Annotated in this window: 14 protein-coding genes; 7 read left to right on the top strand and 7 right to left on the bottom strand. The window is 73.8% G+C overall.

What is annotated here, in order from left to right; translation table 11 throughout:
• Positions 1-660, top strand: a 660-nt coding sequence (locus AC1DT4_RS17100; RefSeq protein ID WP_477090985.1) for an SGNH/GDSL hydrolase family protein, incomplete at its 5' end; no start/stop codon positions are given.
• A gap of 15 nt (positions 661-675) precedes the next feature.
• Here AC1DT4_RS17100 and AC1DT4_RS17105 read toward each other — a convergent pair.
• Positions 676-1,767 (bottom strand): PP2C family protein-serine/threonine phosphatase, encoded by a 1,092-nt coding sequence (locus AC1DT4_RS17105; protein WP_477090986.1) that lies wholly within the window; start codon positions 1,765-1,767, stop codon positions 676-678.
• 108 nt (positions 1,768-1,875) lie between these two features.
• Here AC1DT4_RS17105 and AC1DT4_RS17110 point away from each other — a divergent pair, with 108 nt between their 5' ends.
• Positions 1,876-3,144 carry a GNAT family N-acetyltransferase gene (locus AC1DT4_RS17110; protein ID WP_477090987.1) on the top strand — a complete coding sequence of 423 codons (1,269 nt, stop codon included), beginning with the start codon at positions 1,876-1,878 and terminating at the stop codon, positions 3,142-3,144.
• On the opposite strand, the gene AC1DT4_RS17115 is transcribed toward AC1DT4_RS17110, so the two are convergent.
• Positions 3,145-3,594, bottom strand: coding sequence for a ribose-5-phosphate isomerase (locus AC1DT4_RS17115; RefSeq protein WP_477090988.1), 450 nt, complete (start codon positions 3,592-3,594; stop codon positions 3,145-3,147). It abuts the gene before it with no gap.
• A gap of 115 nt (positions 3,595-3,709) precedes the next feature.
• On the opposite strand from AC1DT4_RS17115, the gene AC1DT4_RS17120 reads away from it, so the two are divergent.
• Positions 3,710-5,698, top strand: a complete 1,989-nt coding sequence (locus tag AC1DT4_RS17120) for a M13 family metallopeptidase (protein ID WP_477090989.1) — start codon at positions 3,710-3,712, stop codon at positions 5,696-5,698.
• 24 nt (positions 5,699-5,722) lie between these two features.
• On the opposite strand, the gene AC1DT4_RS17125 is transcribed toward AC1DT4_RS17120, so the two are convergent.
• The 3 genes from AC1DT4_RS17125 to AC1DT4_RS17135 form a co-directional block, all read right to left on the bottom strand.
• Entirely contained in the window at positions 5,723-6,256 is a 534-nt protein-coding gene (locus tag AC1DT4_RS17125; protein ID WP_477090990.1) for a DUF6636 domain-containing protein, read from the bottom strand.
• Positions 6,257-6,386: 130 nt separating this feature from the next.
• Positions 6,387-7,010 carry a mycothiol-dependent nitroreductase Rv2466c family protein gene (locus AC1DT4_RS17130; protein WP_477090991.1) on the bottom strand — a complete coding sequence of 208 codons (624 nt, stop codon included), beginning with the start codon at positions 7,008-7,010 and terminating at the stop codon, positions 6,387-6,389.
• 67 nt (positions 7,011-7,077) lie between these two features.
• Positions 7,078-8,622: a phytoene desaturase family protein gene (locus AC1DT4_RS17135; RefSeq protein ID WP_477090992.1), complete on the bottom strand. Its 1,545-nt coding sequence runs from the start codon at positions 8,620-8,622 to the stop codon at positions 7,078-7,080.
• Between the two features lie 101 nt (positions 8,623-8,723).
• Here AC1DT4_RS17135 and pepN point away from each other — a divergent pair, with 101 nt between their 5' ends.
• A complete protein-coding gene (gene pepN, locus AC1DT4_RS17140) occupies positions 8,724-11,324 on the top strand; it encodes an aminopeptidase N (RefSeq protein WP_477090993.1) in 2,601 nt (866 codons plus the stop codon).
• A gap of 67 nt (positions 11,325-11,391) precedes the next feature.
• Positions 11,392-11,841 carry an HIT family protein gene (locus tag AC1DT4_RS17145; protein WP_477090994.1) on the top strand — a complete coding sequence of 150 codons (450 nt, stop codon included), beginning with the start codon at positions 11,392-11,394 and terminating at the stop codon, positions 11,839-11,841.
• Between the two features lie 38 nt (positions 11,842-11,879).
• Here AC1DT4_RS17145 and AC1DT4_RS17150 read toward each other — a convergent pair whose 3' ends face one another.
• Positions 11,880-12,410, bottom strand: coding sequence for a P-loop NTPase family protein (locus AC1DT4_RS17150; protein ID WP_477090995.1), 531 nt, complete (start codon positions 12,408-12,410; stop codon positions 11,880-11,882).
• On the bottom strand, positions 12,410-14,542 hold the full coding sequence (gene malQ / locus AC1DT4_RS17155) for a 4-alpha-glucanotransferase (protein WP_477090996.1): 2,133 nt from the start codon (positions 14,540-14,542) through the stop codon (positions 12,410-12,412). The genes AC1DT4_RS17150 and malQ overlap by 1 nt, the downstream gene beginning before the upstream one ends.
• Before the next feature lie 100 nt (positions 14,543-14,642).
• Here malQ and AC1DT4_RS17160 point away from each other — a divergent pair, with 100 nt between their 5' ends.
• A complete protein-coding gene (locus tag AC1DT4_RS17160; RefSeq protein WP_477090997.1) occupies positions 14,643-16,772 on the top strand; it encodes a prolyl oligopeptidase family serine peptidase in 2,130 nt (709 codons plus the stop codon).
• Positions 16,769-17,896, top strand: coding sequence for a mechanosensitive ion channel family protein (locus AC1DT4_RS17165; RefSeq protein WP_477090998.1), 1,128 nt, complete (start codon positions 16,769-16,771; stop codon positions 17,894-17,896). Before AC1DT4_RS17160 ends, AC1DT4_RS17165 begins: the two co-directional genes overlap by 4 nt.
• Position 17,897: the final 1 nt, after the last annotated feature.

Consider the following 17,897-nt stretch of genomic DNA (forward strand, 5'->3'; position numbering starts at 1 on the left):
CTCGCGCAGGTGCCCGGCGACCCGGCCGGCGCCGGCGCCGGCGCCTGGCAGCCGGGACCGCAGCCGGCCGTCACCTCGCTGCGCCCCTCCCCGACCCACCCGCCGACGCCTACGCCCACGCCCACGCCGACACCCACCGCGACGACGGAGCCGACGCCGACCGCGACGGCCGTGGCCGCCCCGCCACCGCCGCCGGAGGAGATCGGCGGCGCGTCCGCCTTCGGCGACTCCGTGATGCTCGGCGCCGCCGCCGACCTCGCCGCCCGCGGCATCGCCGTCGACGCGGTGGAGTCCCGCCAGTTCGGGACCATGGTCGAGCTGGTGCGAGCGGCCGCCGCAGCGGGCACGCTCGGGCACACGGTCATCGTGCACGGCGGGACCAACGGACCGATCGACGAGGGCACCCTCCGGGAGCTGCTCGAGCTCACCCGCGACCGCCGCGTGTACCTGGTGAACGTGCACGTGCCCCGGACGTGGGCCGCGTACGACAACGACCTGTTCGCGCGCGTCGGCCCCGAGTACCCGAACGTCCACGTCCTCGACTGGAACACGCTGGCCACGGCGAACCGTGCCTGGCTCTACAGCGACGACATCCACCTGCGCCCGGGCGGCGGGCGCGAGGGCTACGCCGACTGGCTAGCGGCGTCGATCCAGCCCTGACCAGCTCGGCGAGCCTCAGGACCGCCGGACCAGGATCACCGCGCGGTCGTCGTCGTCACCCGCGCGCACCCCCGTCAGCACCGCGGCCGCCGTGCCCCGGCCGGACACGAGCACGCGGTCGGCCACGCCCATGAGGCGGTCGATGCCCTGGTCGAGGTCGACACCGCGCTTCTCGACGAGCCCGTCGGTGTAGAGCAGGAGGACATCGCCGTGGTCCAGCCGCCCGACCCCCGGAACGCACCGCAGGCCCTCGACCACGCCGAGCGCGGGGCTCCCCACGGTGTCGAGGAGCTCGAGCCGGCCGGACCCGGCGTGCAGCTGGACCGCGGGCGGGTGGCCCGCCGAGCTCACCCAGAAGTCGCCCGTGCCCAGGTCGACGGCCACGTGGATCGCTGTCGCGAAGCCCTCGTCCCAGGCCTGGTCGAGCAGGTACTGGTTGGCCGCGCCGAGGAACTCGTCGCGGGGCAACGCCCCGAGCAGGCCGCCGAAGGCCCCGGACAGCTGCAACGAGCGCACCCCGGCGTCCAGGCCCTTGCCGGACACGTCGACGAGCACGAGCTCGAGGGTGGTGCCGCCCGACCGGGTGCCCGCCACCATGAAGTCCCCGGAAAAGCCGTCGGCATGCGCGGACCGGATCTCGCTGTCGACGCGCCAGCCCGCCGGGAGCGCGGGGACGCGGCCGTGCGCCGCCAGGCGGTCGCGCAGGTCGACCAGCATGAGATCGCCCGGGGCACCCTGCAGCCCGAGCCGTTGCCGCTCGCGGGCGAATGCCACCACGGCCACCACCGAGAGCGTGATGACGACCAGGATGCCGGGGATCATCGACGGCGCCCCCCACCACCACAGGCCCCACGAGCAGACCAGGATGACGACGCCGACGACGACGAGCGTGCGCAGCCGGAGCAGGAAGACGGCGACGAGCTCCAGCAGCAGGAAGGCCGACGGCGGGACCCACTCCGGCAGCTGGGCGATGCCGACGGTGAAGACGAGCGCGGCGAGCACGAGCGCGGCGGTCAGGCTCGCCTGCGACCGTCCGCTCCACCGGCGCAGCGCGAGGGTGGCGCGCGTGAACACACCCTGCGCCGGCGCCCACCCTCTCCCCCACACCCGGCGAGCGTATCCGCAGGTCACCGGCACACCTAGCCCCGAGCCGGCGATCTGCTCGACCGGAAATGGGGGTGCCGCCATGGGTGCTGATGGCGCACGATGGCTGCCATGAGCCCCCTTCCCGCCGGATACCGCCTCGTCGACGTCCCGGAGAGCCGCAAGGACGAGTTCCTCGAGGTCGACCGGCTGGCCTTCGCGTTCGACTCGACGCCCGAGACCGACGCCCTCGTGCCCATCACGTTCGCGTGGGACCGCGCTCAGGCCGTCGAGGACCCCGACGGCGGCCTCGCGGCGGTGCACGCCTCCTACGAGCACCGGATGCCGGTCCCGGGCGCGACGATCGCCTGCTCGGGACTGACGTGGGTGGGTGCGCGGCCGGACCAGCGCCGGCGCGGCCTGCTCACCGCGATGATCGAGTCCCACTTCGCCCGCTCGCTCGACCGCGGCGAGCCCGTCTCGGCCCTCTTCGCCGCCGAGCACGCGATCTACGGGCGGTACGGCTACGGCTCGGCCGCCGACGACGTCCGCGTGAAGATCGCCCGCGGCGCGAAGCTGCGCGACGTGCCCGGCACGGACGGGCTCACCGTGAAGCTCGCCACCGCTGACGTCGCCGCGCACAGCGCCGTGGTGGACGAGCTCCATCGCGCGGGTGGCGTCGGCCGGCCCGGCTGGATCACCCGCGACACCGACGCGTGGCGCACCCGCGCCGTCGTGGACCCCCCTGCCTGGCGCGACGGCGGCGAGCCGTTGCGCCTCGTCACGGTGCTGGACGCCTCCGGCGCGGCGCGGGCCTACGCGCTGTTCCGGCGCAAGGAGAACTGGGCGGAGGGCGGCCCCGCCGGTACCGTGCGCGTGCGCGAGGCCGTGGCCGTCGACGCGGCGGCGACGCACGTCCTGTGGTCCTTCCTGCTCGACCTCGACCTCACCGCCACCGTCGAGGGCCCGATGCTCCCGGTCGACGACGCGCTGCTGCACCTGCTCGTGGACCCGAGGGCCGTGGTGCCCAAGGTCAACGACAACCTCTGGGTCCGCCTGCTCGACCTCCCCGTCGCTCTGGCCGGCCGTCGGTACGCGGCCCCGGTCGACGTGGTCCTCGAGGTCAGCGACGCCCGGCTGCCGGCGAACGCCGGGCGGTGGCGCCTCACCACCGGCGAGCGGGACGCGGACGGCACGTACGCCGCGACCGTCGTCGGCACGCAGGACGAGGCCGACCTGCGCCTCGACGTGCGCGAGCTCGGCGCCGTCTACCTGGGTGGGCGGTCGCTGGCGGCCCAGGCCCGCGCGGGTCTGGTGGTCGAGGAGCGCCCCGGCGCGCTGCAGTCCACCGCCGCGGCGTTCCTGTGGCCCGTCGCGCCGGTGTGCAGCTACGTCTGGTAGCTAGCGCGCCGCCTCGTAGTCCGCGAGGAGGTCGATCCGGCGCTGGTGGCGCGGGTCGTGGCTGAACGGCTCCGCCACGAACGCGTCCACCAGCGCGAGCGCCTCGTCGACGGAGTGCTGGCGGGCGCCGACGGCGACGACGTTCGCGTCGTTGTGCTGCCGGCCCAGCTGTGCGGTCGCCAGGTTCCACGCGAGCGCCGCCCGCACGCCGGTGACCTTGTTGGCCGCGATCTGCTCGCCGTTGCCCGACCCCCCGATGACGACGCCGAGCGATCCCGGGTCGGCCACGACGGCCTCGCCGGCCGCGAAGCAGAACGGCGGGTAGTCGTCCTGGGCGTCGTACGCGTGGGCGCCGTGGTCCACGACGTCGTGGCCGGCGGCGCTGAGGTGCTCGACGAGCGCGACCTTGAGCTCGTACCCGGCGTGGTCGGAGGCGACGTGGATGCGCATGGACCCATCCTGCCGCACCGGTCCGCTGGTGCCGCGCGGGGCGTTCGGCATGCGGGCGTCCGCCGTGGGCGTAAGCCCGCTCGCGCGGTGGGTGGCCGTCCGTAGGCTGTCCGACATGACGCGCAGTGGCATCGACCTCACCGCCCTCGACCCCTCGGTCCGTCCTCAGGACGACCTCTACGCCCACGTGAACGGGCTCTGGCTCGCCTCGCACGAGATCCCGGCCGACCGGGCGATGGACGGCTCGTTCCGGGCCCTGCACGACCAGGCCGAGGAGCAGGTGCGGGACATCATCGCCGACGCCGGCGCCGCTGCCGCTGCCGGCGGCGCAGCCGACTCGGTGGAGGCCAAGGTCGGCGCCGTCTACGCGTCGTTCATGGACACCGACGCCGTCGCCGCCGCGGGCACCGCGCCGTTGCGCACCGACCTGGCGCTCATCGAGGCCGCGACCACGCAGGCGGAGCTCACGGGGGCGCTGGGCGCCCTGCAGCGCACGGGAGCCGGCGGCGCCGTCGGATTCTTCGTCGACAACGACGCCAAGGAGCCCACCCGCTACGCCGTGCACCTGGTGCAGGGCGGCCTGGGGCTGCCCGACGAGGCGTACTACCGCGACGAGCAGTACGCCGAGGTGCTCGCCGCCTACCGCCCGCACGTCGCGCGGATGCTGCGCCTCGGGGGCGTCGCCGCGGACGACGACGCGGCCGACGAGCTCGCGGGCCGCGTCGTCGCGCTCGAGACCAAGCTGGCCGCGGCGCACTGGGACGTGGTCAAGGACCGCGACGCCGACCTGACCTACAACGCGCTCAGCCTCACGGAGCTCGCGGCACGGGCGCCGGGCTTCGACTGGAACTCGTGGGTCCTCGCGCTCGGCGCACCCGCGGGGTCGTTCGACCTGTTGGTGGTGCGGGAGCCGTCGTTCGCCGAGGCGTTCGCGCGGCTCTGGGTGAGCGAGCCGCTGGCCGACTGGCAGGCGTGGGCGTCGTACCACGTGATCTCCGACCGGGCCGCGTACCTGACCGACGAGCTGGTCGAGGCGAACTTCGACTTCTACGGGCGCACGCTCACGGGCGCCCAGGAGCTGCGCGACCGCTGGAAGCGCGGGGTGTCGCTGGTCCAGGGCGTGCTCGGCGAGGCCGTCGGCAAGGTCTACGTCGAGCGGCACTTCCCGCCCGCGCACAAGGCCCGCATGGAGGAGCTCGTCGGCAACCTGGTCGCCGCGTACCGCGAGTCGATCTCGCAGCTGGAGTGGATGGGCGAGGAGACGCGGGCGAAGGCACTGGCCAAGCTCGAGGCGTTCACCCCGAAGATCGGCTACCCCGCGCGCTGGCGCGACTACTCCGCGCTCGAGGTGTCCGCCGACGACCTGCTGGGCAACGTCCGCCGCGCCTACGCGTTCGAGCAGGACCGCGACCTGGGCAAGATCGGCAAGCCGATCGACCGGGACGAGTGGTTCATGACCCCGCAGACCGTCAACGCGTACTACAACCCGGGCATGAACGAGATCGTGTTCCCCGCCGCGATCCTGCAGCCGCCGTTCTTTGACGCGGACGCGGACGACGCCGTCAACTACGGCGGGATCGGCGCGGTCATCGGCCACGAGATCGGCCACGGGTTCGACGACCAGGGCTCGAAGTACGACGGCGACGGCCGGCTCGAGGACTGGTGGACGGCGGACGACCGGGCCGAGTTCGAGACCCGGACCAAGGCCCTCATCGACCAGTACTCGCAGTTCTCCCCCGCCCAGCTGGGCGGCTCGCACCACGTCAACGGCGAGCTCACCATCGGCGAGAACATCGGTGACCTCGGCGGCCTGTCCATCGCGCTCAAGGCGTACCGGATCGCGCTCGGCCGTCCGCTCGACGAGGCTCCCGTGATCGACGGCCTCACGGGAGTGCAGCGCGTCCTGCTCGGGTGGGCGCAGGTCTGGCAGGCCAAGGGACGCGACGAGGAGATGATCCGGCGGATCGCGATGGACCCGCACTCCCCCAACGAGTTCCGCTGCAACGGCGTGGTCCGCAACGTTGACGAGTTCTACGCGGCGTACGACGTGCAGCCCGGGGACGCGCTGTACCTGGCGCCCGAGGAGCGCGTGCGGATCTGGTGACGGTGCAGGTGAGGTGACGGCCGGCTACGCGGGCAGCTCGGACCAGGTGGCCCGCGCCAGCCGGAACCCCACGCCCGAGGAGTTGGTGCACTGCACGCCGTCCGTCGCGCTGCGGCACGTGTAGTCGCCGACGCTCGTGCTGGCGCCGTACTCGAGCACGGGCACGTCGTCGCCCTGGACGGCGGGCGGCGGCCCGCTCACGCAGTCGAAGGCCACGCCGTCGCTGTTGAGCACGAGCACGTGACCGGTCACCTCGGTGCACCCGGGCACGACCGGCGGCGCGTAGGTGTAGCTGGCGATCGTGCAGGTCACGCCGTCGACCGACATCGCGCAGCCGATGTTGCCGCTGGGCAGCGCGAACGCGACGGGCTCGCTGGAGGTCGCCGACGCGCTGGACGACGGGCCGGCGGAGGCGGTCGAGACCGGCGGCTGGCTCGCCGTGTCGTCGGCGCCGCCCCCGTCGCCGCTGTTCAGGAACGCGACCAGGAGCACCACGGCGAGCACGACGAGCACCACGTCGACGATGACGAAGAGCCGGACGTTGCGTGACAAGGCCATGTGCTCCGTTCGTGCCCGGGGGGGGTGCCGGCCCGCCCGGGGCTCGGGCGGGGTCGGCGACCAGGATCACACGGGACGAACCGGACGGGCCAATCGACCTGGTCAGACGCTCAGGTCGACGCGCGGACCGTCAGCCGAAGGACGGGCCCGCCGTCCGCGTGCGCTTGAGCTCGAAGAAGCCCGGCACGCTCGTCATGAGCGCCAGGCCGTCGAACAGGCGGCCGGCCTCCTCGCCCTTCGGGGCCGGGGTGATGACGGGGCCGAAGAACCCGATGCCGTCGATGGCCACGACGGGCGTGCCGACCTCCTCGCCGACCAGCCCGATGCCCTCGCCGTGCGACTCGCGCAGCAGCGCGTCGACCTCCTCGGTGCCGGCCACGTCGGCCAGCTCCGCCGGCAGCCCGACCTCGGCCAGAGACTCCGCGATGATCGCGGCGGTGTCCGTGCGGCCGCCGGGGTGGCGGCGCGAGCCCATGGCGTCGTAGAGCGGCTTGATGACCTGCTCGCCGTGGTCGCGGGCGGCGGCGATGATCACGCGGACCGGGCCCCAGCCCTCGTCCAGCATGTCGCGGTACTGCTGCGGCAGGTCGTCCTTCTTCTCGTTGAGGACGGACAGGCTCATCACGTGCCACCGGACGTCGACGTCCCGGATGGCGCTGACCTCGTCCATCCAGCGGGAGGTCATCCACGCCCACGGGCAGGCGGGGTCGAACCAGAAGTCGACGACGGGGCGGGTGGTGGGCGTGCTCGTCACAAGGTCCTCCGGAGGTGTGGGTGCCTCGCGCAACCATCGGGGGACGGCGGTGTATTCCCGCAGGTGGTCAGCGGTTCCCGAGCACCTCCATCGCGGCGGCGCGGCCGGGGATGCCGCTGACGCCACCGCCGCGTCGAGCACCGGCGCCGGCGAGCAGGACGCGGGGGTCCGACGTGCCGACGCCCCACGACCCGACCTCAGGGTCGGTCTCGGCCCAGGGCCATGCCAGGTCCCGGTGGAAGATGTGGCCGGCGGGCAGCGCGACGTCCGCCTCGAGGTCGACGGGGCTGCGCACCTCGAGGCACGGCTCCCCGTGCTCGTCGAGCGCCAGGCAGTCCTCGATCGGCTCGGCGAGCACGCTGTCGATCGAGCGCAGGGTTGCCGCGAGCGCCGCACTCCGCGCGCCCTCGGGGTCCGCGACGAAGAGCCGCGCGGGCATGTGCAGGCCGAACGCCGTCAGGGTGTGGTGGCCGGACGCGCGCAGAGCGGGACCCAGGATCGAGTCGTCGGTCAGCGAGTGGCAGTACGTCTCGACCGGCGGCGTCGACGGGATCCGTCCCGCGGCCGCCTGCTGGTACGCGGTCTCGAGCTCGGTCGCCGACTCGTGCACGTGGAACGTGCCGGCGAACGCGGCGCGCGGGTCGACGCCCGACCGCAGCCGCGGGAGCCGCGTGAGCAGCATGTTCACCTTGAGCTGGGCGCCCTCGGGAGCGGGTCCGGGCGGGGCCCCGAGGAGGCGGTCGAGGACTGCGGGCGCGCAGGCCGCCAGCACGTACCGGGCCCCCACGCGGTGCCCCGCGCCGTCGGCGTCGGTCCACGCGACCTCGGCCGGCGTCGTCCCGCTGCCGGGGTCGATCGCGCTGACCTCGGCGGACGTCCGGAGCTCGGCCCCCGCCGATCGAGCGGCGGCCTCGAGCGCACCGGCGACCGCGCCCATCCCCCCGACCGGCACGTCCCAGTCCCCCGTCCCGCCCCCGATCACGTGGTAGAGGAAGCAGCGGTTCGCGCGCCCGTCGGTGTCGTGGGCGCGGGCGAACGTGCCGATGAGCGCGTCGGTCAGGACGACGCCGCGCACCAGGTCGGAGGAGAACGTCGCGTCGACGACCTCGCCGACCGGGCGCTCGACCAGGTCCCGCCAGTCGTCGGGGCCGAGCAGCCGGCGCGCGTCCGCGGTCGACATCAACGGCTCGGTCATCGTCGGGAACAGCCGGGCCGCGAGCGCTCCGGTGCGCGCGCCGAACGCCCGGAAGGCGGCGAGGTCGCCGCCGGCCCCGACGTCGGCGAACGACGTCGCGGTCGCCGCCTCGTCGGCGGTGTCCACCAGCAGGCCGCCGTCGCCCACCGGCGTGTACGAGGCGATCCGGCGACGACGCAGCTCGAGCCGCAGGCCGAGCTCGTCGCGCACCTGGCGGGGCATCAAGGAGACCAGGTACGAGTACCGCGACACGTTCGCGTCGACGCCCGGGAACACCCGCGCCGACAGGGTCGCGCCGCCGAGGTGGTCCGCGCGCTCGAGCAGCAGGACCGTCCGCCCGGCGCGAGCCAGGTAGGCGGCCGAGGTGAGCCCGTTGTGGCCCCCGCCGACGATGACGGCGTCGTAGGTCGCGTGCATGCGACGACCTTAGGGCGCGGCTCGACGGGAGATCGCCCGCCCGTGGGTGCGATGATCGACGCGGCCAAGAGCCAGCCGACCGCGTCCCAAGGAGTACCTGCGTGCCTGGAGAGAACCTCACCCGTGCCGAGGCGCGCGAGCGCGCCGCCGTCGTCCGCACCGAGTCGTACGAGGTCACGCTTGACCTCACGACCGGGCCGACGACCTTCGCGTCCCGCACCGTGGTGCGGTTCGCGGCGACCGCAGGCGCGAGCACCTTCATCGACCTCATCGCGCCGGCCGTGCACGAGGTGACCCTCAACGGGCGGGCGCTCGACGTCGCCGACGTCGTCGCCGACTCCCGGATCCGGCTGGACGACCTGGCCTCGAGCAACGAGCTGGTGGTCGTCGCCGACGCCGCGTACATGAACACCGGCGAGGGCCTGCACCGCTTCGTCGACCCGGTGGACGACGAGGTCTACCTCTACTCGCAGTTCGAGGTGGCCGACTCGCGGCGCGTGTTCGCCGTCTTCGAGCAGCCCGACCTCAAGGCGACGTTCACGTTCACCGTGACCGCGCCGGCGCACTGGACCGTGGTCTCCAACTACCCCCAGGTCGGCATGCCGGTCGTCGTCGACGGCGGCGTCAACCGCAACGGCGGCGTCGAGAAGGGCACGGCGACGTGGTCGTTCGAGACCACACCGCGGATCTCGTCGTACATCACCGCAATCATCGCCGGGCCGTACCACGCGGAGCACCGCGAGCTCACGAGCGCCGACGGCCGCGCCATCCCCTTGGGCGTCTACTGCCGCGGCTCGCTGGCCGAGCATCTGGACACCGACAACATCGTCGACATCACGCGCGCCGGGTTCGAGTTCTACGAGAACGCCTTCGGGGTCGCGTACCCGTTCGCCAAGTACGACCAGCTGTTCGTGCCGGAGTTCAACGCGGGCGCCATGGAGAACGCGGGCGCGGTGACGTTCCTCGAGTCCTACGTGTTCCGGTCCAAGGTCCCCGAGGCCACGATCGAGCGCCGCGCGGTGACGATCCTGCACGAGCTGGCGCACATGTGGTTCGGCGACCTGGTGACCATGCGCTGGTGGGACGACCTGTGGCTCAACGAGTCGTTCGCCGAGTACATGTCGACTCTCGCCACGGCCCAGTCCACGCGCTGGACCAGCGCCTGGACCACGTTCTCGTCGCTCGAGAAGAACTGGGCCTACCGCCAGGACCAGCTGCCCTCGACGCACCCGATCGTCGCGGACATGCGCGACCTCGAGGACGTCGAGGTCAACTTCGACGGCATCACCTACGCCAAGGGCGCGAGCGTGCTCAAGCAGCTCGTGTCGTGGGTGGGTCAGGAGGAGTTCTTCGCCGGGGTGCGCGCCTACTTCGCGAAGCACTCGTGGGGCAACACCGAGCTGCGCGACTTCCTCACCGAGCTGGAGGCGACCAGCGGCCGGGACCTGTCCGCGTGGTCGGGCCTGTGGCTGGAGAAGGCAGGCGTGACGCTGCTGCGCCCGTCGCTCGAGGTGGACGACGCCGGCGTCATCACCTCGCTCGCCGTCCTGCAGGAGGTACCCGACGAGCACCCCGTCCAGCGCCCCCACCGCCTCGCGATCGGCGGCTACGACCCCGACCCGACCACCGGCCGCCTGGTCCGGACCGTCCACGTCGAGCTCGACATCGACGGCCCGCGCACCGAGGTGCCCGAGCTGGTCGGGGTCGCGCGGCCCGCGCTCGTGCTGGTCAACGACGACGACCTCGCGTACGCCAAGGTCCGCCTCGACGAGCGGTCGCTCGCCGCGTCGATCGACCTGCTGGGCTCGTTCGACGACTCGCTGCCGCGCACGCTCGTGTGGACGGCTGCGTGGGACGCGACGCGCGACGGCGAGACGCCGGCCCGCGACTTCGTCGACCTGGTGCTCAACAACATCGCGCACGAGACCGACTCCTCCGTCGTGCTCGTCCTGCTCCGGCAGCTGACGACCGCGTTGGACCTGTACGTGGCGCCCGAGCACCGCCTCGCCACCGAGATGGCAGCTGCGGACCGCCTGCTCGCGCTCGCGCGGGCGGCCGAGGCCGGGTCCGACACGCAGCTGCAGCTGGTGAAGGCCTTCGCCGGACGCGCGGGGACCACCGAGCAGCTCGACGCCGTCCGCGACCTGCTCGACGGCCGGTCCTCGCTCGAGGGCCTCTCGATCGACACCGACCTGCGCTGGGAGCTGCTCACGTCGTTGGTCACCGGCGGGCGCGCGGGCGAGCCCGACATCGCCGCGCAGCTGGCGGACGACGCCACCGCGACCGGGCAGCGTGCCGCGGCCGCCGCCCGGGCCGCCGTCCCGACCGCCGAGGCCAAGGCCACCGCGTGGTCCTCCGTGGTCGACGAGGACGGGCTGCCGAACGCGCTGCAGGCGGCGACGATCGCCGGCTTCGGCCGCGTGCACGACCGCGCGCTGCTCCTGCCGTACGTCGAGCCGTACTTCGCCGCGCTGGAGAAGGTCTGGGCCGACAAGACGAGCGAGATGGCGCAGAACATCGTCGTCGGCCTGTACCCGACCGACCTGGTGGACGAGGCGTCCGTCGACGTGCTCGGCGCGACCGACTCGTGGCTGACGGCCCACCCGGACGCGCCGGCCGCGCTGCGCCGCCTGGTCCTCGAGTCCCGCGACGGCGTGCGTCGCGCGCTGGCCGCGCAGGAGGCGGACCGCCGCCGCGCCTGACGGCCGGACATCGACGGGCCCGCGCTTCTCCGGAGGCGCGGGCCCGTCGTCTGGCACCATCCGCCTCATGACCGAACCTCGGACGGCACCCGGGCACGAGTGCATCTTCTGCGCCATCGTCGCCGGCCGCGCGGACGCCAGCCTCGTCCACGAGGACGAGACGGCGGTGGTCTTCATGGACCTGAACCCCGTCACGCCGGGGCACCTGCTCGTCGTGCCACGCGAGCACGCGGTGGGCCTCGACGACCTCGATGCCGTCACGAGCGCTCACGTCTGGTCGGTCGGTCATGACATGGCTCGCGCCCTGCGACGGTCGAGCCTGGGCTGCGAGGGGATCAACGTCCTCGTGTGCGACGGCGAGGTCGCCTTCCAGACGGTCTTCCACTTCCACCTGCACGTCATCCCTCGCTACACCGGAGACGGCTGGACGATCGTTCCCGAGGTGCAGGAGCGCGCCAGGTCGCTCCTCGACGACGACGCACGAGCGATCAGGGACGCCATCGCGTCGACGGGCTGACTGACGTTCCCGTGGCCCGGCACCACGGACACACCCCTCTAGAGCGTCGCGAGCCAGCGCCGGCCCTCGCGCGGGCTGCGCAGCCGGATCACGGGGACCGGCGACTGCCGGGCCAGCTCCTCGTAGCGCAGCCGGTACGGCTCGTGCTGGGTCCACGACCACAGGACGACGTTCTGGTCGGGGTCGCGGCGCAGCAGGGTGCGCAGGCTCTCGCGGTTGCCGTGCCAGAGCTCGGTGCGCAGCAGGCCGCGGCGCAACGTCCGGCGGACCACGCGCGGCATCACGGTGCGGCGCGGGAAGTCGAGCCAGACGAAGGCGTCGGCGTCGTCCAGCGCGTGCCCGAGGTTCGTGGTCCAGTTGCCGTCGGTGACCCAGCCGTCGGGCGACGCGGCGACGAACTCCCGGACGAGCCCGCGCGCCTCGACCGGGTCGCGCTTGGTCCAGCCGGCGTCCCAGAACACGGCGTCGAGCTCGAGGTGCGGCAGGCCGAGGCGCTCGGCCGTCCGGGCGGCGAAGGTGGTCTTGCCCGATCCTGTGTTGCCGACGACGCGCAGCCGACGCAGCTCCATCAGCCGTTGAGCACGGCAGCCAACGAGCGCAGGCGCTGGTTGGTGAACAGGTCCTCCACCAGCACGACGCGGCCCGAGCTGTCCGCCAGCGGCACCTTCCAGTTGGGGTACTCCTGGTCCGTCCCGGGCTGGTTCTGCGCGCGCCGCTCCCCCACCGCGTCGGCCAGCGAGACGCCCACCAGCACGGACGGCGTCGCCAGCACGTAGCGGTGCAGCGCCTCGACGATCTCGCGCTCGGACGGGTCGTCGCCCACCAGGCCCCGGTCCCGCAGGACCCCCAGCATCTGGTCGCGCTCCGCCAGCGCCGCGGACCGGACCACCTCGACGGGCTCGGTGAGCAGGCCGAGCCGCTCGCGGATGGCCACGTGCTCGCCCGCCAGGTAGCCGGCGCTCGGCGGCAGGTCGTGGGTGGTGACCGTGGCCAGCACCAGCGGGCGGTAGTGCTCCGGGGCCAGTGGCGCGCCGTGCATGTCCCGCTCGAACCAGAGCACCGACGTGCCGAGGATCCCCCGGTCGGACAGGTAGTCGCGCACCCACGGCTCGACCACGCCGAGGTCCTCACCGATCACCACCGCGCCGGCCCGGTGGGCCTCGAGCGCGAGGATGCCGACGAGCGCCTCGTGGTCGTACCGGACGTACGCGCCGTCGCCGGAGTCGGCGCCCTCGGGGATCCACCAGAGCCGGAACAGCCCGATGACGTGGTCGATCCGGATGGCCCCCGCGTGCCGCAGCACCGTGCGCAGCATGTCGCGGTACGGCCGGTACGCCGCGCGCGCCAGGGCGTCGGGGCGCCACGGCGGCTGCGACCAGTTCTGCCCCTGCTGGTTGTACATGTCCGGCGGCGCGCCGACCGTCGCGCCGCGGGCCAGCACGTCGCCCAGCGCCCACACGTCCGCGCCCTGCGGGTGCACGCCGACCGCGAGGTCGTGCATGATCCCGAGCGCCATCCCGCCGTCGAGCGCCGCGCGCTGCGCCGCGGCCAGCTGCTCGTCGGCGAGCCACTGCAGCCACATGTGGAACTCGACCCGCTCGGCCAGCTCCTCGCGGAGCGTCGCGACGAGCGCCGACGACGGGTCGAGCGCCTCCTGCGGCCACGCGGGGGCGTCGTCGTACTTCTCCGCGAGCGCGCACCAGAGCGCGAACGTCTCGAGCCCGGAACCCTCCTGCGCGACGAACGCGTCGAACGCGGCCTGCCGCGCGGCCGACCGCGGCGCGGCGAACACGACCTCCAGGGCCGCGCGCTTGGCGGTCCAGGCGGCGTCCCGGTCGATCGGTCCGGCGTCGCCGTCGGTGGCCAGCACGGGCTCGGCGGCCCACTCGATCAGGGTGCGGTCCGCGGACGAGAGGTAGCCGGCCTCGCGGACGTCCTCCACCCGGATGTAGAGCGGGTTCACGAAGCGCCGGGTGGTCGGCAGGTACGGGGACGGCGTCAGCGGGACCACCGGCTCGGCGGCGTGCAGCGGGTTGATGAGCAGGAAGTCCGCGCCGAGCTCACGACCGGCCAGCCACCCGATCTCCGCGAGGTCCGCGAGGTCACCCACGCCCCACGACGTGCGGGAGCGGACCGAGTAGAGCTGGGCCATGAGCCCCCAGGCGCGGTGCCCCCGCAGTGCCTCGGGCAGCTGCAGGTGCGACGGCGTGACCACGAGCGGGCTGTGCGCCGTGGCGCTCGGGCCCTCGGCCACGATCTCGTGCCAGCCGAGCGGGAGGTCCGGCGGCAGCGTGAACGTCGCGCGGCCGACCAGCCGGCCGTCGACCGTCCGCGGGTCCACCTGCACGTCGGCCTGCGACACCTCGCGCCGCCCGCCGCCCACCTCGGGGTCGAGCTCGATCCACACCTCGACGGGGTCGCCATGCGTCACGTGCACCGGGACGTGGGCCTGGCGCCCCTCGCGCACGACCAGCACGGGAGGCAGCGTCCGGCGCCACGGCATGTCCTCGACGTGCGCGATCGCGAGGTCGACCCGCTCGGGCGACGAGGCGTCGACACCCAGGGCGCCCAGCACACCCTGCAGCGTGGCGGCGGAGGCCCGCCGGTTCCGACCGTGGAAGTCCCAGTGGTCGGGGACGACTCCGTAGGCGGCCGCCAGGCGCAGGAGGGCGGAGGACGCGGTGCCGGGGTCGTCTGCCACAGCCCGATCCTGCCAGAGCGGCGCGCGCGCACGCAGGACGAACGCTCCCGACCGCGACACGCGCACCAGGTCACGGCCTCGCGTCGTAGCCTTGCGGACCATGACTGCACCCGCTCTGCGCACCTATCCGCCGGCCCCTCGGCTGGATCTCGTCGAGGACCTGCACGGGCACCCGGTCGCCGACCCCTTCCGCCCGCTCGAGGACGCGGCGTCGGACGAGACCGAGGCGTGGTCGCTCGCGCAGGACGACCTGTACGCCGCGTACCGGGCCGAGCTGGGCAGCGGCGGTGCGTTCGCCACCGAGCCGCTGACCGCGCGCCTGCGCGAGCTGCTCGGCGCCGGCTTCGTGAGCCCGCCGGCGTGGCGCGGCGAGCGGCGGTTCTTCTCCCGGCGCGCCGGCGACCAGGAGCACGCGGTGGTGGTCGTCGTCGACGGGGACGACGAGCGCGTCCTGCTCGACCCGATCGCGATCGACCCCGCCGGCACCACCACGCTCGACGCGTGGCAGCCGTCCAAGGAGGGCCATCTCGTGGCCTACCAGGTGTCGTCGGGAGGCACCGAGGAGAGCGTGCTGCACGTGCTCGACGTCGAGTCCGGCGAGCTCGTGGACGGGCCGATCGACCGCGCACGGTACTCGCCCGTGGCGTGGCTGCCGGGCGGCGAGGCCTTCTTCTACGTGCGCCGGCTGCCGCCGGAGGAGCTCCCCGACGACGAGGCGCAGTACCACCGCCGCGTCTGGCTGCACACGCTGGGCACGCCCGCCGCGAACGACGTCGAGGTCTTCGGCGCCGGGCTCGACCACACCAACTACTACGGCGTCTCCGTGTCCCGCGACGGGCGGTGGCTGATCGTGTCGGCCTCCGCCGGCACCGCACCCCGCACGGACGTCTGGATCGCCGACCTGGTCACCTCGGAGCCGTCCGCCCCGGCGTTCGTCGAGGTGGCCGTCGGGCTCGACGCCGAGAGCGGCGCCTGGGTGGCCCGCGACGGACGCCTGTACGTGCACACGAACCTCGACGCCCCGCGCGGGCGGGTGGTCGTCACCGACCCCACCGCTCCGGGCGTCGAGCACTGGGCGACCCTGGTGGCGCAGGACCCGACCGCCGTGCTCGAGGACATCGCGTTCACCGACGGCGGCGGCGACGACACGACCCCCGACCTGCTCCTGGTGTCGTGGCGCCGGCACGCGGTCTCCGAGGTGACGGTGCACGACCCCCGGACGGGGACGCGGACCGGCTCCGTGGACCTGCCGGGGCTCGGCTCCATCTCCGGCCTGGCGACGCGTCCCGAGGGCGGGCCCGAGGTCTGGTTCTCGTACGCCGACCACACGACGCCGAGCAGCGTGCACCGGTTCGACGCGAGCACGGGCGAGACGTCGCTGTGGGCGGCCCCTCCCGGGCTCGTCGCCGACCTCCCCGACGTCCGCGCCCGGCAGATCGAGGTGACCAGCGCCGACGGGACCACCGTCCGCGCGTTCGTCGTCGCCCGCACGGACGCGCTCGACGCCGACGGCCGGCCCCTCGCGCCCGCGCCGACGATCCTCTACGGGTACGGCGGCTTCCAGATCTCGCTGGACCCCGCCTTCTCGGCCACCACCCTCGCGTGGGTCGAGACCGGCGGCGTGTACGTCGTCGCCAACCTGCGCGGCGGCGGCGAGGAGGGCGAGGAGTGGCACCGCGCGGGCATGCGGGCGCACAAGCAGAACGTGTTCGACGACTTCCACGCGGTCGGCGACCACCTCGTCGCGCAGGGCTGGACCACCCCGGAGATGCTGGCGTGCTGGGGTGGCTCCAACGGCGGCCTGCTCGTCGGCGCCGCCGTCACGCAGCGCCCCGACCTGTTCGCCGCGGCGGTGTGCTCGGCCCCGCTGCTCGACATGGTCCGCTACCAGCGCTTCGGCCTCGGCGTGACGTGGACCGAGGAGTACGGCGACGCCGACGACCCGACCGAGCTGGGCTGGCTGCTCGGCTACTCCCCGTACCACCGGGTGGTCGACGGCACCGACTACCCCGCCACGCTGTTCACGGTCTTCGAGGGCGACACCCGCGTCGACCCGCTGCACGCCCGCAAGCTCGCGGCGGCGCTCCAGGCGGCGACCAGCGGTGACCGCCCCGTGCTGGTCCGGCGCGAGCGCGGAGTCGGGCACGGCGGCCGCGCGCTGTCGCGCACCGTCGCGCTCACGGTCGAGCAGCTGCAGTTCGTGGCCGACCGCACGGGGGCGCGCGCGTGAGGGGACTTCTCCTGATCGCCGCCACGACCCCCAGCCCGTCGCCCAGCGACGAGCTGCTGCCCGACGACAAGACCTCCCCGAACGCGTGGGTCCAGTGGTTCCTGGGGCTCCCGCTGCGAATCATCCTCATCGTCGGCATCAGCAGCATCGCCCTGGTCCTCCTGCGTCGGGCGATCCGGACGATCACGAACCACGTCGCCGACGGGACGCCGTTCCTCGACCGCGGGATCCTGCGCCCGCTCGGCGAGACGGAGGTCGGCGGTGTGCTCGCGAAGGCCAACCCGCTGGCCAGCGCCCGCCGCGCGCAGCGGGCCCGGACCCTGGGGTCCGTGCTGCGCTCGACCGCGACCATCGTCGTCGGCGGCATCGCGTTCTTCCTCGTCCTCGGGGAGCTCGGGGTCAACCTGGCGCCGTTCATCGCGTCGGCCGGCGTCATCGGCGTGGCGCTCGGCTTCGGCGCGCAGAGCCTGGTCAAGGACTTCCTCACCGGTCTCTTCATGCTGCTGGAGGACCAGTACGGCGTCGGCGACGTGGTCGACGTCGGGCCGGCCACCGGGACGGTCGAGGCGGTCACGCTGCGCATCACGAAGATCCGGGACGCCGACGGCACCCTCTGGTACGTCCCGAACGGCACGATGCTGCGCGTCGGCAACAAGACGCAGGGGTGGGCGACGGCGGTCGTCGAGATCGACGTCGACTACTTCGCCGACCTCGACCAGGTCCGCGCGCTGCTCGGCGAGGCGGCGTCCCGCGTGGTGAAGGACCCGGTCGTGGGCGCGCACGTCCTCGGCACGCCGACGATCACCGGCATCGAGCGGCTCAGTGCCGACGCCGTCACGCTGCGCCTCAAGGTCAAGACGTCGCCGGCCATGCAGTGGGAGGTCGCCCGCGAGCTGCGGATCGCCACCCGCGACGTGCTCGAGCGCGCCGACGTCCCGCTCGCGGGGCAGCGCGAGCTCATGGCCACGCACCGCGCGGCCGGCGGGGCCGAGGACGGCACGACGCCGCGGGACCCGCGCGACACCCCGCTCGACGACCTGGTGTCCGACCGCGACGCCAGGGTCGCGACGACCGGGGACGAACCCGAGCCGACGGAGCAGCCGGCCCCCACGGAAGAGCGCTGAG

The sequence above is a fragment of the Cellulomonas sp. P4_D11 genome (genome assembly GCF_056401915.1).